The 20300-nt window shown below is 49.0% G+C and carries 23 protein-coding genes; 16 read left to right on the forward strand and 7 right to left on the reverse strand.

Translation table 11 applies throughout. From position 1 onward, the window contains the following. Positions 1–12: 12 nt before the first annotated feature. From frr to HMPREF9194_RS05670, 6 genes are read left to right on the forward strand one after another with little or no spacing between them, the layout of a single operon-like run. The gene (gene frr, locus HMPREF9194_RS05645; protein ID WP_016525417.1) at positions 13–558 is read left to right on the forward strand and encodes a ribosome recycling factor; all 546 of its coding nucleotides are present in this window, start codon (positions 13–15) and stop codon (positions 556–558) included. Further along, positions 558–1298 carry a polyprenyl diphosphate synthase gene (gene uppS, locus HMPREF9194_RS05650; RefSeq protein WP_016525418.1) on the forward strand — a complete coding sequence of 247 codons (741 nt, stop codon included), beginning with the start codon at positions 558–560 and terminating at the stop codon, positions 1296–1298. The genes frr and uppS overlap by 1 nt, the downstream gene beginning before the upstream one ends. Positions 1299–1305: 7 nt before the next feature. Then, the gene (locus tag HMPREF9194_RS05655; protein WP_016525419.1) at positions 1306–2151 is read left to right on the forward strand and encodes a phosphatidate cytidylyltransferase; all 846 of its coding nucleotides are present in this window, start codon (positions 1306–1308) and stop codon (positions 2149–2151) included. Positions 2152–2173: 22 nt separating this feature from the next. Then, positions 2174–3307 carry a 1-deoxy-D-xylulose-5-phosphate reductoisomerase gene (locus tag HMPREF9194_RS05660; RefSeq protein WP_016525420.1) on the forward strand — a complete coding sequence of 378 codons (1134 nt, stop codon included), beginning with the start codon at positions 2174–2176 and terminating at the stop codon, positions 3305–3307. Between the two features lie 14 nt (positions 3308–3321). After that, on the forward strand, positions 3322–4728 hold the full coding sequence (gene rseP, locus HMPREF9194_RS05665) for an RIP metalloprotease RseP (RefSeq protein ID WP_016525421.1): 1407 nt from the start codon (positions 3322–3324) through the stop codon (positions 4726–4728). Beyond that, positions 4725–6677, forward strand: a complete 1953-nt coding sequence (locus HMPREF9194_RS05670) for a WD40 repeat domain-containing protein (protein WP_016525422.1) — start codon at positions 4725–4727, stop codon at positions 6675–6677. The genes rseP and HMPREF9194_RS05670 overlap by 4 nt, the downstream gene beginning before the upstream one ends. A 16-nt stretch (positions 6678–6693) precedes the next feature. Here the strand turns inward: HMPREF9194_RS05670 and dnaB are convergent, their stop codons facing one another. The 5 genes from dnaB to rpsF form a co-directional block, all read right to left on the reverse strand. Continuing rightward, a complete protein-coding gene (gene dnaB, locus HMPREF9194_RS05675) occupies positions 6694–8037 on the reverse strand; it encodes a replicative DNA helicase (RefSeq protein ID WP_016525423.1) in 1344 nt (447 codons plus the stop codon). A gap of 11 nt (positions 8038–8048) precedes the next feature. Next, positions 8049–8714, reverse strand: coding sequence for a 50S ribosomal protein L9 (rplI, locus tag HMPREF9194_RS05680; RefSeq protein WP_016525424.1), 666 nt, complete (start codon positions 8712–8714; stop codon positions 8049–8051). A gap of 85 nt (positions 8715–8799) precedes the next feature. Further along, positions 8800–9159, reverse strand: coding sequence for a 30S ribosomal protein S18 (rpsR, locus tag HMPREF9194_RS05685; protein ID WP_016525425.1), 360 nt, complete (start codon positions 9157–9159; stop codon positions 8800–8802). A gap of 18 nt (positions 9160–9177) precedes the next feature. After that, entirely contained in the window at positions 9178–9672 is a 495-nt protein-coding gene (gene ssb, locus HMPREF9194_RS05690; protein ID WP_016525426.1) for a single-stranded DNA-binding protein, read from the reverse strand. Between the two features lie 9 nt (positions 9673–9681). Continuing rightward, the gene (gene rpsF / locus HMPREF9194_RS05695; protein ID WP_016525427.1) at positions 9682–9963 is read right to left on the reverse strand and encodes a 30S ribosomal protein S6; all 282 of its coding nucleotides are present in this window, start codon (positions 9961–9963) and stop codon (positions 9682–9684) included. A 233-nt stretch (positions 9964–10196) separates the two neighbouring features. Between rpsF and rsmD the strand changes: the two genes are divergently transcribed. The 5 genes from rsmD to HMPREF9194_RS05720 all read left to right on the forward strand — a co-directional run bounded on the left by rsmD (position 10197) and on the right by HMPREF9194_RS05720 (position 13564). After that, complete coding sequence (gene rsmD / locus HMPREF9194_RS05700) at positions 10197–10760, forward strand: 16S rRNA (guanine(966)-N(2))-methyltransferase RsmD (RefSeq protein ID WP_016525428.1); 564 nt, start codon at positions 10197–10199, stop codon at positions 10758–10760. Positions 10761–10825: 65 nt separating this feature from the next. Next, a complete protein-coding gene (locus tag HMPREF9194_RS05705; RefSeq protein WP_016525429.1) occupies positions 10826–11170 on the forward strand; it encodes a hypothetical protein in 345 nt (114 codons plus the stop codon). A gap of 5 nt (positions 11171–11175) precedes the next feature. Continuing rightward, positions 11176–12297, forward strand: coding sequence for a tetratricopeptide repeat protein (locus HMPREF9194_RS05710; protein ID WP_016525430.1), 1122 nt, complete (start codon positions 11176–11178; stop codon positions 12295–12297). An 18-nt stretch (positions 12298–12315) separates the two neighbouring features. Further along, complete coding sequence (rlmN, locus tag HMPREF9194_RS05715) at positions 12316–13401, forward strand: dual-specificity RNA methyltransferase RlmN (protein WP_016525431.1); 1086 nt, start codon at positions 12316–12318, stop codon at positions 13399–13401. After that, positions 13355–13564 carry a cation transporter gene (locus HMPREF9194_RS05720; protein ID WP_016525432.1) on the forward strand — a complete coding sequence of 70 codons (210 nt, stop codon included), beginning with the start codon at positions 13355–13357 and terminating at the stop codon, positions 13562–13564. The genes rlmN and HMPREF9194_RS05720 overlap by 47 nt, the downstream gene beginning before the upstream one ends. 7 nt (positions 13565–13571) lie before the next feature. Here HMPREF9194_RS05720 and HMPREF9194_RS05725 read toward each other — a convergent pair whose 3' ends face one another. Together HMPREF9194_RS05725 and HMPREF9194_RS05730 are read right to left on the reverse strand one after the other, a co-directional pair. Beyond that, positions 13572–14114, reverse strand: a complete 543-nt coding sequence (locus HMPREF9194_RS05725; RefSeq protein WP_016525433.1) for a 3-isopropylmalate dehydratase small subunit — start codon at positions 14112–14114, stop codon at positions 13572–13574. Between the two features lie 23 nt (positions 14115–14137). Further along, positions 14138–15430 carry a 3-isopropylmalate dehydratase large subunit gene (locus HMPREF9194_RS05730; protein ID WP_016525434.1) on the reverse strand — a complete coding sequence of 431 codons (1293 nt, stop codon included), beginning with the start codon at positions 15428–15430 and terminating at the stop codon, positions 14138–14140. 136 nt (positions 15431–15566) lie between these two features. Here HMPREF9194_RS05730 and aroC point away from each other — a divergent pair, with 136 nt between their 5' ends. The 5 genes from aroC (at position 15567) to HMPREF9194_RS05755 (ending at position 20267) form a co-directional block, all read left to right on the forward strand. Beyond that, a complete protein-coding gene (gene aroC / locus HMPREF9194_RS05735; protein ID WP_016525435.1) occupies positions 15567–16769 on the forward strand; it encodes a chorismate synthase in 1203 nt (400 codons plus the stop codon). Next, complete coding sequence (locus HMPREF9194_RS05740; RefSeq protein ID WP_016525436.1) at positions 16766–18163, forward strand: D-alanyl-D-alanine carboxypeptidase family protein; 1398 nt, start codon at positions 16766–16768, stop codon at positions 18161–18163. The genes aroC and HMPREF9194_RS05740 overlap by 4 nt, the downstream gene beginning before the upstream one ends. 150 nt (positions 18164–18313) lie before the next feature. Then, on the forward strand, positions 18314–18625 hold the full coding sequence (locus HMPREF9194_RS05745) for a PadR family transcriptional regulator (protein WP_016525437.1): 312 nt from the start codon (positions 18314–18316) through the stop codon (positions 18623–18625). A gap of 1 nt (position 18626) precedes the next feature. Continuing rightward, positions 18627–19250, forward strand: coding sequence for a DUF1700 domain-containing protein (locus tag HMPREF9194_RS05750; RefSeq protein ID WP_016525438.1), 624 nt, complete (start codon positions 18627–18629; stop codon positions 19248–19250). A 36-nt stretch (positions 19251–19286) separates the two neighbouring features. Next, positions 19287–20267, forward strand: a complete 981-nt coding sequence (locus HMPREF9194_RS05755; protein WP_016525439.1) for a hypothetical protein — start codon at positions 19287–19289, stop codon at positions 20265–20267. Positions 20268–20300: the final 33 nt, after the last annotated feature.

Consider the following 20300-nt stretch of genomic DNA (forward strand, 5'->3'; position numbering starts at 1 on the left):
GAGGAATTCTTTATGAATGAAGCAAGTATCCAAAGAATGGAAAAAAGCATCGCGGCCTTAAAAGACGAATTCAACGCGATTCGAACCGGCCGCGCCTCGGCCGCGCTTTTCGATAAGGTGCGCGTCGACTATTACGGACAGCCGACGCCGCTTAATCAAGTGGCGACCGTTTCAGTGCCCGAAGCCCGTTCGGTGGTTATTCAGCCCTTCGATAAAACGCTGATCGGCGAAATCGAAAAAGCGATCCAAAAATCGGAGTTGGGACTGCACCCGTCGAACGACGGCAAAATCATCCGCATTGCGATTCCGCCTTTGACGGCCGAACGGCGCAAAGAATTGGTAAAGCAGGCGAAAGCTGCGGCCGAAACGAGCCGGGTTGCGATACGCAATATCCGCCGCGACGGCAACGACGATTTGAAAAAGCAGCAAAAAGATTCGAAGCTCACCGAGGACGAATTGAAATCGGCCGAAGATGCTTTGCAAAAATCGACCGACAAATTTATTGCCGGCATCAACAAGATTCTTGAAACCAAAGAAAAGGAAATAATGGAAGGCTGATGTCGTCGGTTTTCGAAACAATTGATAAGAGCCGCGTTCCCGTTCATGTAGGAATTATTATGGACGGGAACGGCCGCTGGGCGCAAAAACGCGGTTCTCCGCGGACAGCCGGCCACAAAGAAGGGGTTAATACCGCACGCGAAATTATTAAAGCGGCCGCGCGTGCAGGCGTGCGCTGGTTGACCCTCTACACTTTTTCGACCGAAAACTGGAAACGGACGGCCGAAGAAGTGTCTTTTTTAATGGGACTTTTAAAAGCCCACTTACGCGCCGAATTCGAATTTTATAAAAAAGAACAAGTGCGCGTACTTCATTTGGGCGACAAAAGCGCTCTGAGCACCGATGTGCGGCGCGAAATAGAAACCGTCGAAAAAGAAAGTGCGGGCTTTACCGGCATGAACCTTGTGCTCGCGATAAATTACGGCGCACGCGACGAAATAACGCGTGCGGTAAAAAAAATGCTCGAAGAACAGTCGCGTACACAAAGAGAAAATTCGGCCGCGCCGACTATAGAAGCGGGCGATCTTCCCCGCTTTTTCGACATTCCGCTTTTGCCCGACGCCGACCTTATAATCAGAACCGGCGGTGAAAAGCGTTTAAGCAATTTTTTGCTGTGGCAGGCCGCCTATGCCGAATTCGATTTTACGGATACGCTGTGGCCCGATTATACCGACGAAGAATTTTACCGCGCGATTGCGGATTTTCAAAAACGACACCGGCGTTTCGGCGCGGCAAACTGAGGAAAGAATGAATAAAACAGTGCAAAGATTATTGACATTTTTTATCGGCGTGCCGCTTGTCGTTTCGATGGCCGTCATTACTTTCGCCCACCACATTGTTTTGCACTGCGCCATTGTCGCCGCCGCTCTTATCGCCTCATGGGAACTGCACGGTATTTTAAAGCACAAACTTCCCTGCCAACCCCAATTTATGGTTATGTTATCGGCGGCATTTATACCTTTTATCGCCTCGATTGTCTGCATAGGCGGGCGTTCGGCATCGTGGATTTCCCTTGCACTCATAGTTTCTCTTTTGGCAAATTTCACTTACGAAATCTTTTCGCCGGACAATAAAAAATCCTTTACGGATGCGATTTTGCGTTTGTGTTCTTCAACTTTTATAACCGTGTATATAGGCTTTTTGCTTACGTACATTTCGCTGTTGACCGTAATGCCCGATTCGCCGATATTTATCGCCTTGTTTTTTTTGCTTGTATTCGCATGCGATTCTTTTGCATGGCTGTTCGGTATGCTGTTCGGAAAAGGCAGCCGCGGCCTTATCGCGGCAAGCCCGAACAAAAGCATTGCCGGTTTTATAGGCGGTATTGTGCTTTCGGCGGCGGCGGGGTACGCGGTTTATTTTTTTTATCCTGCAGTATTCGGCTTTAAACCGGTTCAAGTCATTATTACGGCGCTGTGCGTTTCAATTGCCGCGATTGCGGGCGATTTGGTCGAATCGCTTATCAAGCGTTCGGCGGAATGCAAAGATTCCGGCATTGTAATTCCCGGCAGAGGCGGTTTTTTGGATTCGATCGATTCGATTTTATTCGCCGCGCCCGTGTATTACATCGTCATATGTTTCTTTTTTGTATAATCGGTTGAATTATGGAAATACGATGAAAAAGAAAATTCTTGTGTTAGGCTGTACCGGATCGATAGGTTCGAGCGCGCTCGACATTGTGCGCCGCTTCCCCGATCTTTTCAGCGTGTGCGGCCTTACGGCACATACGCGCAAAACGGAACTTGAAAAACTGTGCAGGGAATTTTCGTGTACAAACGCTGCAACTGCCGTGACCGAAGATTCGCCCGATGAAATCCGATGCGTTATCGAAAAATCAAATGCCGATATCGCCGTAAACGGGATCGCCGGTTCGGCGGGTCTTATGCCTTCGGTATGGTGCTTGCAAAACAATATAAACCTTGCGCTTGCAAATAAAGAAACCGTCGTCATGGCCGGCCCGCTTATCAAAGAACTTGCAAGTGCAAAAGGCCGTTCGGTAATTCCGGTCGACTCCGAGCATTCGGCTTTGTTTTTCCTCATCGAACGCTTCGGAAAAGAACGCGTTTCATCGCTTATTTTAACGGCGTCCGGCGGCCCTTTCCGCACATTAAGCGCGGACAAGCTCGCATCCGTTACGCTTGAAGACGCATTAAAGCACCCGACGTGGAATATGGGCAAAAAAATCAGCATAGACAGCGCGACCCTTGCCAACAAGGGACTTGAAGTTATAGAAGCGTGCAGACTGTTCGATATGCCGCCGGAAAAGGTAAAGGTCGCCGTCCATCCGCAAAGCCTCGTACATTCGCTTATACAAACCGTCGACGGCGATTTATACGCGCAAATATCCGAACCCGACATGAGGCGCCCGATTTTAAGCGCGCTTACGTGGCCGGAGGTAATCGAAAACGATCTTAAAAAGCTCGATTTGACTTCCGCTGTCGGCGATGAGGGCATATGCATGAATTTTTTTCCGCCGCGCTTTAAAGACTTTCCGCTGCTCGGCTGCGCATATGAGGCGCAAAAAGCGGGCGGCGCATACACAATCGCATACAATGCGGCAAATGAAGTTGCCGTAGAATTCTTTTTGCAGCGGAAAATCGGATTTACCGCAATACAAAATACGGTTACAGCCGTCCTCGATAAAGATTGGTCGCAGGAACCGGAAAACTTTGAAGCGGTATTCGCCCTTGATACAAAAGCGCGCAAAGCGGCCCTCGCTTTTGTAACCGATTTTTCCGGCAGGGGTTAAAATACGGGAATCATATGACAGTACTATACGGACTTTTAGGATTAAGCGTCATCATTTTCATTCACGAACTCGGGCACTTTTTTATTGCGCGATTTTTCGGCGTACACGTTGAAAGTTTTTCGATCGGTATGGGGCCGGTGCTGCTTCATAAAACCGTTAAAGGAACCGATTACCGGCTTTCGCTCGTTCCCTTCGGCGGCTATTGCGGCATGAAAGGAGAAAAAGATTTTCAAACGGCAATGGAAAACAAACTCGACCGCATTCCCGCCGAAAAAGACTCGTTTTACGGCGTACATCCTTTAAAACGCATAGCGATTGCCTTTGCAGGGCCTTTTGCAAACGTCATTCTTGCAGTTGCGGCCCTGTCAATTGTCGCAATGATCGGCTATGATTATTACACCTCGCCGAATAAAATAATCTTGGCTCCCGAGTTTTATCCGGACAGCCCCTCCAGCGCCGCCGAAGCCGGTTTGCAAACGGGAGATCGCATAACCGCGATAAACGGCAAGCGCATCGAATATTTTTCCGACATTGTCGAAACGGTATCGCTTTCGGCCCGTAAAACGCTGCATATTGAAGCGGACAGAAACGGAACGGCAATGACTTTTACCCTCGTTCCCGAATTGGATACATCCACCGGAGCGGGAAAAATCGGCGTTTTAAGCTGGCTTGACCCGGTCATCGAAAGCGCCGCTGAAAACAGCCCCGCTTTTAATGCCGGTTTGCAAAACGGCGACCGCATAATTAAAGCGGACGGCAAGACCGTGCGCAACACGGTTGATTTATACGAGATTTTGAAAAATCTGCACGAAGCGGACATTTCGGTCGAACGCGGCGGCCGTGTCTTTCACGCGCATTTGTCGCTCGCTCCGCAGGACGGACAATCGGCGCAAAAATCGGCCGAACGGAAAAATTCCGGCAACGAAAACCTCGTTTCGGGCATAAGCTGGCAGGCGATTAAAGTACATACGAAAACCTACCCGTTTTTTCCCGCCCTTATTCAAGGCACAAAAGAAACGCTTAAAATGGTGTCGGTAACGGCGCAAAGCATTGCGCTTCTTTTTAAAGGGATCGACTTAAAGCAAGCCGTTTCCGGTCCCATCGGCATTACCGTCCTGCTCGGCGAAACGGCAAAAGAAGGCTTTTCCGCCGGTTTTTCCGTCGGCGTCGTAACGGTATGCAACTTTTTAGCCGTCATAAGTATATCACTTTTTTTAATGAATCTTTTGCCCGTGCCCGTACTCGACGGCGGCTTAATACTCGTCGCGTTTATAGAACTGGTACGGCGCAAAAGCATAAAGCCGAAAACGCTTTATGCGATTCAAATTGCCGGCGTCTGCTTTATCGTATTGATTTTTTTGCTGGGCATGTTTGCCGACATAAACCGTATTATACAGCGTTTCCAGGATGTAAAACTATGAATAAATTTTTTAATGTTTTTTTTAAGCGCTACGCTTTTGCGCTGATTGTGTTTCAAACTATGTGCTTTGCCGCCTTTATGCAAGTGCATGTATCGTCGCAGCCGCACAAGGGTTCCGTAACGGCAGCCTGTCCCGCCTTTCTCGCGCAAGGCGCCGCTCAAGAGCAAACGGCGTTTCCGCTGTATACCGCCGGCGACGACGGCTTTGTAATCAAGTGGACGGTAAACGGAAGCGGCGAGCATTTTCAGTTTTCGGACAATCAGATAAAACTGATGGCCGTGCACCCGAACGGAGAAGACATCGCCGTTTTCGAAACGGACGGATTTTCTCTGAACCGATTATCGGTGTGGAACTGGCCGTCGCAAAGCAGAAAATTCGTCAAACGGCTGAACGCGGCCCCGTCTTCCCTTTCCTATTCGGCAAGGGGAAAATACCTTCTCGTCGGCATGTCGAATATGGACGGCCTTATCTGCCTGGATCCCCAAAGCGGCTCCGTGCTTACAAATAAAATAAAAGAAAACCGATCTTCGATTTCCTTTGCCGCAACAAGTCCGAGCGAAAATACCTGCATTATGTATTCTCCGCTCGGCTCTCTTACCTACACCGATTTACGCAGCGGAACGCAAAAAGCGCAATTTTCCGTCGAGCAGAATTTAAGCCAAAGCTGTTTATTTTACAACAACGTATTGTTTGCCGGCGTAAAAAGCGGCGGCATCTATGTTTTTCAATCCGATACGGGAAAACGTTCCGTATTCATACCCGAAAAAAAAGTACTTTTGTGTACGGCCGCATCCGACTCGAATTTATACTACCTTGATATAAGCGGCAAAAACGCGGTTTTAAAAATGCTTGAAACGGACAACGGCCGGCTCAAAACGACACCGCTCATCGTAAAAACGCTTTCGCTGCCGATTAAGGAAACTCCCGTCCTCGCATTCAAAACGGGAAGCACGCTGTACATCGGCACAAAATCGGGCCAGCTGTATACGGCTGCCGCCGGAGCCGATTCGCGCATTGCGGCCGCCGAAGCGGTTTCGGAAAGCGTGTACGACACGGTATACGATATTGCCGAGCAAAACGGCTTTTTCTATTTTCTAACGGGGAAAACGGCATACAAGGCTTCATACGAAGAAAGCACGGTTTATTCGCTTTTTGCGAATCCCAATCAAACGAATATGGAACCGTATAACGGAGACCTTGTGTTGTGGTCGAAAAATACGCGCAAAAACGTTCAACTCGTTTCAGAAAACGGAACGGCAAAAATACTGTTTACGCCGGCTCAGCCGCTGCAAGCGCTGCACGCACGGCTCGATAAGCTGGCCGCGGTTGAAGGAAATACTCGGGTCAAGTTGTACGATTTGCAAACCGGAATCACAACGCAGCCGTATACCGGAACCGGCATTCAGGACGTATTGCTGTATACAAACGACAGGCTGTATGCCGCAAAAAGCGCCGCGGGCAATCCCAAGTCCGCCCTCATACAAATAAATCCTTCGACACGGGAAACCGCCGCGGCAATCCAATCGGAAGCCGACATAAGCTTTTCGCTTTCGCAGGATTCGGCAGAGGACGGCCGTTTTTACGGTGTTGCCCTTTCATCCTCGCAGGAAGAAGGAAGCCGCACGGACATATTCGCTTTTTTCCCCGAAACAAAACAATACAGTCCCGTTTTTAAGTGGGCCGACGAAGATAATTCGGCCTTTACATGGGTTAAAAACGGAACGCTTTTTACGAATGTCGGCAAAACGCAAATCCATGCGTACAATATAACATCGCGCAAAGATATGCTTTTGGAGCGGACTGCCTCTTTACCGCAAAAAATTACCGGAACCGATTCGGTGCTGGCCGTATTGAATAAGGACGGCAGCATATCGTGGTACGACGGCGAAACAAAGGCGCTTATTAAAAATTGGTATATAACGCTCGCGGGCGAATGGCTCGAATACTAGGCCGCCGAATATCGGTCTAATGCGAAAAGTCGCCGTTAACGAATTTGGTGTACATCGGCATAAACAACACTTTTACCAAACCGGTCGGCCCGTTTCGCTGCTTTGCGAGGATCAATTCGGTTTCGATGCCTTTTGAATAATCGGTTTCGCCCGACTTCGATTCTTTGGTATCGGTTCTTTCGCGGTGAATAAACATAACCACGTCGGCGTCCTGCTCGATCGAACCCGATTCACGCAAGTCGGCAAGGCTCGGCTGTTTGTTTTCGGCATCGCGGCGTACTTGCGACAAAACGACGACCGGTATGCCCAGTTCACGCGCAAGGCTTTTCAATGAGCGCGAAATTTCGGCTATTTGTTCGTGGCGAGGGATGAGCGTGTTTTCGCTTTGAATAAGCGTAATATAATCAATAAAAATAATTTCAACTTTTTTTTGCGCCCTGAGCCTGCGCGCCAAAGCGCGCAAATCCAAAAGCTTCATATTCGGACTGTCGACAATGTACAGCGGCGCTTCATAAATGCGCCCGGCAGCCTGCTGCAGCTTTGCAAAATCTTCCGTCCGTAAATAGCCGGTACGTATGCGCTCCGACGGAATCTGCGATTCCTGTGCCAAAAGGCGCATCATAATCTGCATATTCGACATTTCAAGCGAAAAAAAGGCCGAAGATATTTTTTTTTCAACCGCAATATGCTGAATCATCGAAAGCGCAAGCGCCGTTTTTCCGATTGACGGGCGCGCACCGATAATGATGAACTCGGAAGCCTGAAAACCGCTGGTTAATTTATCCAAGTCGGCCAAACCAGACGCGATTCCCGTATAAGCTTTTTTGTCGTTAAACAATTTTTCGATTCTGCCGATCGCTTCGTTGACCAATTCGCCCGCCGATACCGAAGAATGGACGGTATTCAAATCGGTAAGTTCGAATATTTTTTTTTGCGCGTCTTCAAGCACGGCGCGGCTGTCGACGGTTTCGTCGTGAGAATGCGCGACTATTTCGGCGGAGATTTTAATCAAATCACGTCTGACCGCCTGGTCGAAAACAATCTGCGCGTAATATTCAATATTCGCGCTGGTCGCAACCGTATCGGTCAGCGATGTTATATACGCCGGCCCGCCGGCCGCATCCAATTCGCCTTCGGAGCGCAGTTTTTCGATAAGGGTAATAAGATCGCCGCGTATACCCTCGTTGTAAAGCTTGAGTATCGCGGCGAATATTTTTTGATTTTGAAGAGAATAAAAGCGTTCCGGCCGTAAAAACCGAATCGCATTTCCTACGGCATCCCAATCAAGAAGCAATGCTCCTAAAGCCGCCTGTTCCGCATCCAAATTGTGAGGCGGAACCTTGTCCTTGAGAGACGCCATGGCTTTTACACTTATTCGGCGGCGTTTTCGCTGCCGGCAGCTTCATCGGTGTTTTCGGTACTTTCGGGAACAGGCTGCTCAACCGCTTCTTCGGTTTCCGCTTGTTCCGCCGGCTCTTGCTCGTCAGCGCTTTCATCCGCTCCGGCTTGTTCCGTCTCGGTTGCCTCGGCGTTGCGGCGATCTTTTTTCGCTTTACCCGCTGAGGCTTTTGCCGCGCCCGTGTCGGCTTCTTTTTGAGCCTCTACGATAAGCGGAAATTCGGCAGTTTCGGATTCGTACAGGCGTACGGTAACGGTATATTTTCCGACGCTCTTTACGGTTACGCCGGGGATATCGATGCGTTTGCGCTCGATTTCGAATCCGTCCTTAGCCAAGGCGTCGGCAACCGTTTGCGAAGTAACCGCGCCGTACAGCTTTCCGTTTTGGCCCGCGGCCATCACAATCGTAATCGTATGGGCGGAAAGCTTTTCTTTTATGCTCGCCGAAGCGTCGCGTTTTGCCTGTTTGCGCGCTTCGATTTCTTCTTTGCGGCCTTCAAACCACGCGACGGTTACGTCGTTATAGGGAAGCGCAAGTGAGCGCGGGAAAAGATAGTTGCGCGCATAACCGTTCGCGACGGTCTTTACGTCTCCCATTTCACCGAGATGTTTAACATCGTCATTTAAAATTACTTTCATTTTCAAGCTCCTATAGAATATACGGACGCGTTACCAGGAGTGGGATCGCTCCGTCGTTTTATTAAAAATTTTTCCGGTTTATGCGTCAGTCGGCCACAAAGGGCAAAAGGCAAATGGCGCGTGCGCGCTTTATTTCCAAAGCAAGGCGGCGCTGATGTTTTGCACAAGTGCCGGTTATGCGGCGCGGCAAAATCTTTCCGCGTTCCGTCGTAAAGCGGCGCAACGCATCGGGGTCTTTATAGTCGATCTTGCTTTTATTGGCGCAAAAGCGGCACACTTTTTTGCGGAAAAACTGCTTTCCCTTGCCTCTGCCGCCGCGCTCTTCGCCTTCCCTGCCGTCATCGCGCGTAGCGGCACCAAGCTGTTCTTCGGCGGCAAGAGCTTCTTCTTTGGAACCGGTTTGTTCGATAACTTCTTCATTCGTATTTATTACTTCATCAGACATAACAATCTCCTCTGTCAATTAAAATGGGATATCTTCGGGAAAATCGGCATCGTTGCCGCCGCCGTAGGAATTCGGCGCATCGAAGTTTTGCGTCTCGTTTTTTGCCGGATAATCGGCAGCGTACGAACCTTTATCGTACGAAGAAGGTCTGTTGCCGGCGGCATTGTACGAGCTTTGGCCGGAACTTCCTCCGCCGCCCAAAAGCTGAATGTTGTTTGCGGCGATTACGACCCTGCTGCGCGGTTGTCCGTCCTGTTCCCAGCGGTCTTGGCGCAATTCACCGTCGACGGCGACTTGCTTTCCCTTTATCAAATACTGCTTAAGACTTTCCGCTGATTTTCCGTATAAAGTTATATCAAAAAAGTTCGCTTCTTCGACCCACTGCTCGCCGTTTTTGCGGCGGCGGTTTACCGCAATCGAAAAATTCGATATGGCAAAACCGTTCGGCGTGTACTTTAATTCGGCATCGCGCGTAAGACGGCCGATCAGCGTAACGTGATTAAGATCAGTCATAAACGCCTCTTACTCGTCGGCCCGTACAAACATAAACTTCAGCAAATTGGTGTTTAATTTAAACTGGCGGTCGATTTCAAGAATTTTAGCCGGATTTACTTTAATGTTCAGTAAAACAAAACGCCCTTTATTGCGCTTTTTCACTTCATAAGTAAGATCGCGGTCTCCGAACGGTTCTTCGCTTTGAATTTCCGCACCGAACGACGCGAGCGTTTCGCGTACGGCTTCAATGCCGTTTTTCGACAAATCTTCTTCCAGAGGAAAGATTGTCATCAATTCATACTTTCTCATGCATACTCCTTACGGTCTTTGGAAGCGTACCGACGGCGCGCTCCAAGGGGATTTTTATATATTTTATCAAAGATTGCAAAGAAGTGCAAGTGTTTACCGGAATTCGGCATAAACGAAAATCCGCACAAAAACGATGTGCACAGCAAGTCGTCTGCCCGCATGCGGGCAGAATATATTTACCTTCTCCTTTGCAAAAAACATAATTTATATTATTATGATTCAACGGAGGAAGCATGCGTATAACCGGCGGAATATTAAAGGGACGCACAATCAAGTGCCCCGACGGCATCATACGGCCGGCAATGGACAGAATGCGCGAATCTTTTTTTTCGATATTGGGACCTCTGGACGGAAAATCTTTTTTGGATTTGTTTTCAGGAAGCGGTATTATCGCGCTCGAAGCGGTTTCGCGCGGTGCGAAGCATGCGGTACTCTGCGAAAAAGATAAGCTGAAAATCAAAACGCTGCTTGCAAACGTCAATTTGAGCGAAAAAGAACTCGGCATAAAAATCGACTGCCGCTTTATGCCCGTAGAGCTTTTTATAAAGCGCGCAAAAGAATCGTTCGACATCATTTTTTGCGACCCGCCTTTTCCGTATAAATTCCACGTAAAACTCATAGAAAGCATCTCCGAGCGAAGCGAAGAACCAGACGGATTGCTTAAAGCCGGCGGAACCGTACTCATCCACCGCCCGGCCGAAGTCGACATGCCTGAAAAAATCGGCCGATTTTTTAAAAGCGACCGGCGCGTATACGGAAGGTCGATTATCGACTTTTATAAAGCCGATTTTTCGTAAGGGGTTTTGACTAATTTTGCATTATCGTATATGATTGTACGCGTATAATCAGTTAAGGAACCGCTATGCCCTCTGATTTAAAAAAAGTTTTCGATAAAAATAAAACTCCCGACGGTTTTATAAAAACCGCCGATTCGCCCATAGCGTCGCTCACTCCGGAACAAAAAGTGATTTTAAACCGCAAGGGAAATATGCTTTTTAACGAGGGCGATATACAAAACGCAAAACGTCTTTTTATAACGACCGGATATTCCGACGGGCTTACGAGGGTCGGCGATGTATACCAAAAAGAAGGCGATATTTTATCGGCGCTGCGGTTTTATCTTCTTGCCCACAACAAGGCGAAGACGGAACAAATGTATAAAAAAATAGCGGATACCGTATCATTTTATTTAAAACAAAAGGATTAATTATTATGGAAAATGTTACAAACGACGCCATGAGTCCTTCGGTACAGGAAAACGGCGAAGAAAACAAAATAGCCGAAATTTCAAAAAAAGGCTATGCGCTCATAAAAGAAAACAGGATCCGGGAAGCAAAGGAAGCGTTTAAAAGCATCTTAGCGCTGGACGAAAACAATAACTATGCCCTTGTAGGCTTGGGAGATGCGGAACGCAAAGAAAACCGTTTTAACGAAGCCGCCGCATACTATTCGAAATGTCTTTCCGTGCACCCCGGCAACAATTACGCATTATTCGGTCTTGCCGACTGCTATAAGGCTATGAATCAATATCACAAAGCAATCGAAATATGGGAACAGTATCTCATACACGACGATAAAAATATAACCGTTTTAACCCGCGTTGCCGATGCATACCGAAAAATCCGCGATTTGAAAAAATCCAAGCAGCTGTACCTGCGCGTCCTCGATATGGAAGCCGAGAACGCATATGCGCTCATCGGTTTGGGGCACCTTCACTACGACTTTAAAGAATACAAAGACGCTCTGTATTATTGGACGAAGATGCTCGAAGTAAACGAAAACGCCGTTGATATCCGCGTATTGACTTCGATCGGCAATTGCCACCGCAAGTTAAAAACGTTCGACAAAGGCGTATACTATTTCGAGCGCGCACTCAAAATAGACCCGAAAAATTTCTATGCGCTTTTCGGCTTGGCGGATTGTTATCGCGGCATGAACCAACAGTTCCGTTCCATAGAACACTGGAATATGATTTTGCAGCTGGATCCGAAAAACAAGGTGATCCTGACAAGAACCGGAGATGCATACCGCAATATGGGTGATTATAAAACGGCCGCCGATTATTATAACCGTGCTTTAAATATCGAATACGATTTATACGCCGTGCTGGGTCTTGCCCTTATAAGCAAGGGCGAAGGCCGCTATGAAGAAGCAATTATCAGCTTAAGCCGGCTCATACAAACCGATCCGAAAAATTACCGCTTGTATACGGATCTTGCCGATTGTTATCTGAAAACGAATCGAAAAGCGCAGGCGGTGGAAGTTTTGCAAAGTTTCCAAACTCAGGGGCTCCGCAGCCAGGCGATCAGCGAAATGCTCGAAAAGCTTACCTGATGCGAAAGGTTGTGCATTGTGGCTGAAGTATTGTCCGGCCTTTTGCCGGAGCGCATCGCCGAACTCATCGCCCCCGAGCCGGCATTCAGAAGCAGGCAGATTTTTAAATGGATTGCCGACGGCGTTCAATCTTTCGACGGCATGACGAATGTGCCGCTGGGCGTGCGCAGCCTTCTTGCCGAAAAAACGAAACTGTTTTCGACATCAATCCGCAAGGTTTTGGAAGACGAAGACGGAACGGCAAAACTGCAAATGGATTTAGGCGACGGTTTAACGGTCGAAACCGTACTGCTATTGGACAATGAAGGAAGGAAAACGGCTTGTCTTTCCTGCCAAGCCGGCTGCGCCATGGGCTGTACGTTTTGCAAAACCGGCTCTCTGGGTTTTGCCCGCAACCTAACCGCAGCGGAGATCGTCGAGCAGTTTTTGTATCTTGAACGGAAATACGGAAAATTGCAAAATATCGTATTTATGGGCATGGGAGAACCGATGCACAATTTATCGGCAATACGCGAAGCCTTGGCCGTACTCACACATAAGGACGGGCGCGCTTTGTCGCTGAGGCGGGTAACCGTTTCCACCTGCGGTATTATCGACGGCATTTACGATTTGGCCGACAGGGGACCTGCGGTGCGTTTGGCCCTTTCGCTGACGACGGCCGATCCCGATCTGCGTGAAGAACTTATGCCTATTGCAAAATCGCAGCCGCTCGAAAAACTCGGCCAAGCCGTCCGCCATTACAGCGACAAAAGCGGTTACCGCTGCACGCTGGAAGCCGTTTTGCTTAAAGGCGTAAATACGGGAGAACAAAGCGCACGGAATTTTATACGGTTTGCACGCGGCCTTCCGGTGCATATCAATTTGATTCCGTGGAACCCGATTGACGGAATGCCGTACGAAACGCCCGATGCCGGTGAAGTGGCATTGTTTTGCCGGCGTTTGCAGGAAGCGGGATTAAATGTTACCGTACGTACAAAACGCGGTACAAGTATAGCCGGTGCCTGCGGGCAGCTGGGAGTAGTAAAGGACACTTCGGAATTTTTTACGGGAGTTAAAAATGGAACAAAAGATTTATGTTGCGGGAATGACCGGCAGCGAGGATGAACAAAAAACGGCGGCTGCCGTTTCCGCGGTAGCGGGCGTAAAAAGATGCGTCGTTAATTTTGAAAAAGCACAGGTGTTTGTGGATTACGACGAAAATACCGCAGATATAGAAAAAACGATACGCGATGCAATAAGTTCGTGCGGCTTCGACGTTTTAGGCTGAATTCGTACTAATAGTTTTGTTCGGCGTAACCGAGCCAGCCGCCGCTTTCGACAAGCGCGCGCCGGAAACCGTTTAACACAAACGGATAGGTTTTGGTTAAACCGCCGGTTCCGCCCGAACGGAGCCTTATCGTTCCGCCGTTTTCCGTGTCTGCGGCAATCGAACAGTCGCAGTCGCGCCCGGCAAAATCGGCAAATATTTCGTCAATAACCTTTTCGTCGAGTTCTACGGCAAGCATTCCCCTGTTGAACATATTTTGCCTGAAAATGCGCGCAAAATTAACCGCAATAATCGCACGAATTCCGTTTACTTCAAAAGCCCACGGAGCGTGTTCGCGCGAAGAGCCGCAGCCGAAATTCCTGCGGCTGATAACGACGCTTTTTCCGTCGATATCGGTTTTGGGGTTAAAGCCGCCGAGCTTTAAATCTTCGAGTAAATACGGCTTTAAAGCCTGCTTTGATATTTCCGTCAAATATCTTGCCGGAATAATTTCGTCGGTATTGATATCGGATCTGTCGAGAAACAAAACTTTGCCTTCAATTTTTTTCATCGTATGTCCTTTCGGTAAATACCTTATTGAAAATCGGCGGTTATCGCACCGGCGATCGCTGCGGCCGCAGCGGAAGCGGGACTCATCAAATGTACCATGCCGCCCTTCCCCATTCGTCCGTTAAAATTCCGGTTCGTAGTAGAGGCGCACACTTCGCCTTCGGCCAAAACACCGTTGCTCATACCCAAACAAGCGCCGCATGTCGGATTGGTAACACAAAAGCCGGCTTCCATAAACGTGTCTATAATTCCTTCCGCAAGCGCTTGGCGGTATATTGCGGGCGTTGCCGGAGATACGATGCCCCTGACGCCGCTGTGAACGGTTTTGCCCTTATCGAGGGCTTTCCGCAATATGTCCGCGGCTATGCGCAGATCGCTTATGCGCCCGTTCGTACACGAACCGATATACACTTGGTCTATCTTCGTTCCTTCCATTTCCCGCAGCGTTTTTACCTGATCCGGCTTATAGCCGAAAGTCGTCATCGGCTCCAAAGCGGAAACGTCAAAGCGGTAGGTTTTAACATAGGATGCGTCCGGATCGGAAGCCCATTTTCCGTATTCCTTTACGGCCTCTTCTTTGGATACGAATTCGTCTTTAATGAAGGGCCATAAATAATCGACCGTTACCGCATCGGGCATACAAATCCCCGACGTGGCTCCGGCTTCAACAGCCATATTGCAGATTGTCATGCGCTCTTCCATCGTCATCGCGTCTACGGCGCTTCCGCGGAATTCCATAATGCAATCGGTTGCGCCGTTCACGCCTATCTGGCCGATAACGTATAAAATAATATCTTTGGCATATACGTTTTTTTTGAGCGCGCCGTCAAGTTCGATTTTGACGGTTTTCGGCTCGTAAAAAGCGCATACGCCTTTTAAAATGGCAACTTCAAGATCGGTCGTCCCGACTCCCGCGGCAAAGGCGCCGAACGCGCCGTGGGTACAGGTATGGCTGTCGCCCATGATTATTGTGTAGCCCGGGCGCACGAATCCTTTTTCCGGAAAAATCGCATGGCACACGCCGTTTGATCCGACATCGAAAAAATCGCGAATTTTGTTCCGCTTCGCCCAATCGCGCAGGATTTTTCCCTGTTCGGCGGTTTTCGAATCTTTTGCCGGCGTTACGTGATCGATAACGGCTTTTATTTTCGAAGGGTCGAATACAAAATCTTTTCCGTTTTCGGCAAGATCCATAATCGCAATCGGCGTCGTAATTTCATGACAAAACACGCGGTCGAGCTTTAACACGTACATGTTGTCGAAAGGAGAATCGACCGCGTGCGCGGCAAAAATTTTTTCGGCTATTGTTTTTCCCATAATTATTCCCGAATATAAAATTAAATAAAATTTAAGTATTTAAGTATTTATAAAACTTTATAACAAAAAAGTCAAGCTTGCCGCACACAAGCTTCAGCACCTTAACAAAACGGGTAAAGTGTGCTACAGTTGCCCTATGTCAGGGAACATATTCGGAACAATATTCCGTGTCGGCACATTCGGCGAAAGCCACGGAAAAGCAATCGGCGTGCTTATCGACGGCTGTCCGGCAGGCATTCCGATACATATAGACGATATTCAAGCCGAACTGAACAGGCGGAGACCCGGCGCACGGCATAAGGCCGACAGTGCGGACAGGGACGGCAGTGCCTCACATAAAGATGAGAAGCGCCCCAATCCCGCCGTTACGGCAAGAAACGAAGAAGACAAAGTCCGCATATTAAGCGGCGTTTTTAACGGACTTTCGCTCGGAACGCCGATCGCAATGGAAATCGAAAACACGGATGCGCATTCGGCCGATTATGAAAAAACGGCGGACAGGTTCCGGCCGGGCCATGCGGATCTTACCTGGCTGCAAAAATACGGCATACGCGATTACCGCGGCGGAGGCCGCGCTTCGGGAAGAGAAACGGCGGCCCGTGTTGCAGCCGGTGCGGTCGCCCGCGCGGTTTTAAAAACGGCGGGAAACATCGACATTACCGCGTATACAAAGGAAGCCGCCGGCATTTCCTGCCCCGCCTGTATGCCCGACAAGCGCATTATAGAGCAAACGGCGCTTAAAACGGCCGACTTGGATGCCGCTCAAAGAATGGAAGAACGCATCGCGGAACTTCGCGCACGCGGCGACAGCTGCGGCGGTATTGTCGAGTGCATAATAAGCGGCGTTCCCGCAGGCTGGGGAGAACCCGTATTCGACAAATTGGACGCCGAGCTTGCAAAAGCCGTTTTGTCGATAGGCGCGGTAAAAGGAATCGAATTCGGCGCGGGTTTTGCAGGCTGCGCCCTTACCGGTTCACAGTGGAACGATGCCATGAGAACGCAAAACGGCGAAATACGCTTTAAAACGAATAACGCCGGCGGCATTTTAGGCGGCATATCGAACGGAAATACAATCGTATTTCGGGCGGCCGTAAAACCCGTCCCGAGCATCTTTATAAAGCAACAAACCGTACAATGCGCGCGCGGTGCCGACGGGCGGGCGCCGAACTTCGAAGACGCGGAACTGCTTATCGAAGGCCGCCACGATGTGTGTTTGTGCCCGCGCATAATACCGGTTATAGAAGCTATGGCGGCCATATGCCTTGCCGACATGTATTTGCGCAATAAAAGCGCCCGCGTACCGCCGATTGTCGGAACGGCCGGAGGAGCACAACCGTGAATAAAAAAAAGCGGGCCGTATTTAAAGCATCGATATGCACTGCAGCGGCCGCCTGTTTTATCCTGCTTTGCGCAGTCCTTTTTTCCGCATACAAACTGCAATACCCGAGGCCCGATTCCCTCGATGCGGAAAAAGAGCGGCTCTTTTTAAAAACGGCCGAAGAACTCTATCCTTTTTTGCCGCTTACGCCCCTTTTTTGGAACAAAGACGAAGCGGGAATTACCGAAAATCCTTCCGTATACGCCGCTTCGGCCCTGCTCGCCGATTTAAAAACGGGCAGCATTTTATATGAAAAAAATGCGGACATTCTTATCCCGCCCGCTTCCATGACCAAACTGATCGCCATGTACATCGTTTTTCAGGATGCGGCCGCACACAAATTTTCGCTGGACGACGTCGTTCCGCTAAAAGCGGAATCGTGGGCCGTAAACGCGCCCGAAGGTTCTTCGCTTATGTTTTTGGCGGAAGGACAAAGGGTAAGCGTCAGAGAGCTGCTTTTGGGCCTTGCCGTCGCTTCGGGCAATGACGCTGCGGCGGCCATAGCCGACTTTGTGTCCGGCTCCCAAAGCGCTTTTGTCGAGCGCATGAATACCGAAATGAAAAAGCTCGGCTTGCGCTACACGCGTTTTGCGGACGCTTCCGGATACAGCGAATTGAATGCAACGACGGCACGCGAGTTTGCGTCCTTTGCCCGCACGTATTTACACCTCTACCCCGAAGCGCTCAAAGAATTCCATTCGGTACAAACGCTGCGCTACCCGCAGAGTCACAACAGTCCGCGTGAAAATCCGTCCCCTTCCGTTGTGCAAAAAAACACAAATCCCGCACTCGGCGTTATACCGGGCGCCGACGGCTTAAAAACCGGCTTTATTCCCGAATCGGGTTATAACCTTTCTCTTACGGTTGAACGCGATAATTTGAGTATTCTATCGGTTACGCTCGGCGGACCGGGGCAAGGTACCGTTCAGGGCAATGCCTACCGCCTTAAAGACGCGCAAAGCTTAACCGACTATGCCTACAATAATTTTAAAACGGCAAGCATACCCGACAGCGCACAGATTCCCGTCGGCATTATCGGCGGAAAAACCGCAAGCCTTTTTGCCCGCGAAACGGTTCCCTGCACGGCAACCGTCCCCGCCTCCGCTTCGCAGATACGGCGTACCTTCGAACTTCCCGATTTCATCTACGCGCCCGTTAAGACAGGCGACAAAATCGGAAAAGCGGTTTACAGCGTCGGCAATATGCGCATAAAAGAGATTCCCCTGATCGCCGACCGCAGCGTTGAAAAATCTTCCCGGTTCAAAAAGATTATCGATACGGCGGCAAAAAAACTTATCTTACTGCTTCGCAGCGGCAAACGTGCGATACACCAAGCAAAGACCGCAGCGAACTAAACAAAGACCGCGGCTCACTAAGCGAAAGCCGCCGGCATTTTAAATGTATTTTTCATTTTTTGCTTATTTTTTTCACATACTATTGACATAATCATATTATACTGAATATAATATGATATAAATTATATTATTATAACGGGAGGAAGATGAGTGACATTTAACACGGGAGCCGCCCTTTTGGATGCCGTAGTTTTAGCCGTCGTTTCGAAAGAAGGAACATACGGTTATAAAATTACGCAGGACGTCCGCAGCATTGTGGAAGTATCCGAAAGTACGCTCTATCCGGTTTTGCGGCGGCTTCAAAAAGACAGCTGCCTTGAAACCTACGATATGGAATTTGCCGGAAGAAACCGCCGCTATTATAAAATTACGCCCAACGGAATGATCCGGCTCGACGGGTACAGACGCGAATGGAAACTGTATCGGAAAAACATAGAACACGTTCTTTTTGGAGAAAACTGATATGACAAAAGAAGAATACCTAAAAAGGCTGCAGTATGAATTGCAAGCGCTGCCGCATGACGAACAAACCGAAGCGATGAATTATTACCGCAGCTATTTTGAAGATGCCGGCGACGAAAAAACCGCCGATGTAATCGACGAGCTGGGGCCGCCGGAAAAAATGGGCGCTTACATACGTTCCAATTTTACCTGCGTTCCCGGCGAAAAAATACATAAGCGCAAAAAAAGCGGCGGTACCAACGACGGCCGCAATTCAAGCGGCATCAACATGCTGCTGCTTATTTTACTTTTAACGATAAGCTTTCCCGTATGGGGGCCGGTCGTTTTGGGAATCTTGGGCGCCGTATTCGGCATTATTGTCGCCGCCGTTGCGCTGACCTTTGCCGGAGCCCTTGCAGCCGCAGGCATTTTTGTGGCGGGCATTGTGCTTGCCGCGGCGGGAATCGGGCTTCTTTTCAGCGTACCCTTCGGCGGCTTATTGGGTTTGGGCGCCGGTTTATTTTTAACGGGAGCCGCCCTGCTTGCCGGCATATTCTTTGTATGGCTTGGGGTAAAAGTTCTGCCCTTTATCATACGAGGCATTGTACGTCTGTGCAGCCTGCCGTTTAGAAGACGAAGCGCGTAAAGCGGCAAAACAAATCCGAAATTCAGAGAGGACATTATGAAAAATTTGATTAAAGTACTTGTAACGATTGCGGTCGTACTTATGTGTGTGGGACTTATTCTTGTGCTCGCTTCTTTTGCAGGCGGAACAAACTTTAAAAAGCTCGGCAATCTTTTGCACGATACCTACGATTCGAACGGAGGAAGGTGCATCGGCGGCAGGCGCATTGTAAAAAATCTTGCGAACGGAATAGAAGCGTTAACCGACGGAGATTATGATGACGATGATTGGGACGATTATGATGATGACGATTTGAACGAATTTTTTGACAAAGAATTCTCACTGAACGATGCCGAATTCAATAAAAAATATCCGATAAAACGGAATTATGAATACACGCCGAGCGACAACATCACGTCATTGGATATCGACGTAGGAGCCGCAAGAATTTTTATGGAACGGGGAGAGAATTTTTCGGTTAAGATTTTCAGCGGTAAAAAACGTAACATAACGAGCAGACTCGAATCGAACGGAAAGCTTAAAATCGACGAAGCACATGCGAGCGCTAAAAGATACAAGGGGCTGAAAAACTATAAAGCCATCGTCCGTATAAGCATTCCCGCCGATACGGTTTTGGACGAGCTGGATCTTCAAATAAATGCCGCAGCTTTTTATGCCGACCGTATTTCGCTTACGGTGCAGGAATTTTCCGCGGAACTGAACGCCGGTGTTATACAGATAAAAAAGCCGGAACAATTTCTCTGCTTCGGTACCGACATAGACTGCAATGCCGGTTCAATCATCGTTGAAGGTGCTTTACGCGGCCGGACAGACATCGACTGTACCGCAGGACAGGTTGTGCTGAAAATCGACGGTGCGGACGAAGCGTATTCGTGGGATACGGATGCCGCATTGGGATCGGTTAAAATAAACGACAATTCCGTTTCGGGCAATTCCCGACAACGTTCGGCCGCCAAAGAAAAAAATCATATCGATATATCCTGTGCCGTCGGCAGCGTCGATATATCGATCGAATAAATCACATAAACCGTATAATGTAATCGGCATAAG

This window comes from Treponema maltophilum ATCC 51939 (genome assembly GCF_000413055.1).
GTDB classification, from domain to species: domain Bacteria; phylum Spirochaetota; class Spirochaetia; order Treponematales; family Treponemataceae; genus Treponema_C; species Treponema_C maltophilum.

Excerpts from the sequence above, each read along its gene's own strand:
- frr (WP_016525417.1), top strand. The coding sequence starts at position 13 with ATGAATGAAGCAAGTATCCAAAGAATGGAAAAAAGCATCGCGGCCTTA.
- uppS (WP_016525418.1), top strand. The coding sequence starts at position 558 with ATGTCGTCGGTTTTCGAAACAATTGATAAGAGCCGCGTTCCCGTTCAT.
- HMPREF9194_RS05655 (WP_016525419.1), top strand. The coding sequence starts at position 1,306 with ATGAATAAAACAGTGCAAAGATTATTGACATTTTTTATCGGCGTGCCG.
- HMPREF9194_RS05660 (WP_016525420.1), top strand. The coding sequence starts at position 2,174 with ATGAAAAAGAAAATTCTTGTGTTAGGCTGTACCGGATCGATAGGTTCG.
- rseP (WP_016525421.1), top strand. The coding sequence starts at position 3,322 with ATGACAGTACTATACGGACTTTTAGGATTAAGCGTCATCATTTTCATT.
- HMPREF9194_RS05670 (WP_016525422.1), top strand. The coding sequence starts at position 4,725 with ATGAATAAATTTTTTAATGTTTTTTTTAAGCGCTACGCTTTTGCGCTG.
- dnaB (WP_016525423.1), bottom strand. The coding sequence starts at position 8,037 with ATGGCGTCTCTCAAGGACAAGGTTCCGCCTCACAATTTGGATGCGGAA.
- rplI (WP_016525424.1), bottom strand. The coding sequence starts at position 8,714 with ATGAAAGTAATTTTAAATGACGATGTTAAACATCTCGGTGAAATGGGA.
- rpsR (WP_016525425.1), bottom strand. The coding sequence starts at position 9,159 with ATGTCTGATGAAGTAATAAATACGAATGAAGAAGTTATCGAACAAACC.
- ssb (WP_016525426.1), bottom strand. The coding sequence starts at position 9,672 with ATGACTGATCTTAATCACGTTACGCTGATCGGCCGTCTTACGCGCGAT.
- rpsF (WP_016525427.1), bottom strand. The coding sequence starts at position 9,963 with ATGAGAAAGTATGAATTGATGACAATCTTTCCTCTGGAAGAAGATTTG.
- rsmD (WP_016525428.1), top strand. The coding sequence starts at position 10,197 with ATGCGTATAACCGGCGGAATATTAAAGGGACGCACAATCAAGTGCCCC.
- HMPREF9194_RS05705 (WP_016525429.1), top strand. The coding sequence starts at position 10,826 with ATGCCCTCTGATTTAAAAAAAGTTTTCGATAAAAATAAAACTCCCGAC.
- HMPREF9194_RS05710 (WP_016525430.1), top strand. The coding sequence starts at position 11,176 with ATGGAAAATGTTACAAACGACGCCATGAGTCCTTCGGTACAGGAAAAC.
- HMPREF9194_RS05720 (WP_016525432.1), top strand. The coding sequence starts at position 13,355 with ATGGAACAAAAGATTTATGTTGCGGGAATGACCGGCAGCGAGGATGAA.
- HMPREF9194_RS05725 (WP_016525433.1), bottom strand. The coding sequence starts at position 14,114 with ATGAAAAAAATTGAAGGCAAAGTTTTGTTTCTCGACAGATCCGATATC.
- HMPREF9194_RS05730 (WP_016525434.1), bottom strand. The coding sequence starts at position 15,430 with ATGGGAAAAACAATAGCCGAAAAAATTTTTGCCGCGCACGCGGTCGAT.
- aroC (WP_016525435.1), top strand. The coding sequence starts at position 15,567 with ATGTCAGGGAACATATTCGGAACAATATTCCGTGTCGGCACATTCGGC.
- HMPREF9194_RS05750 (WP_016525438.1), top strand. The coding sequence starts at position 18,627 with ATGACAAAAGAAGAATACCTAAAAAGGCTGCAGTATGAATTGCAAGCG.
- HMPREF9194_RS05755 (WP_016525439.1), top strand. The coding sequence starts at position 19,287 with ATGAAAAATTTGATTAAAGTACTTGTAACGATTGCGGTCGTACTTATG.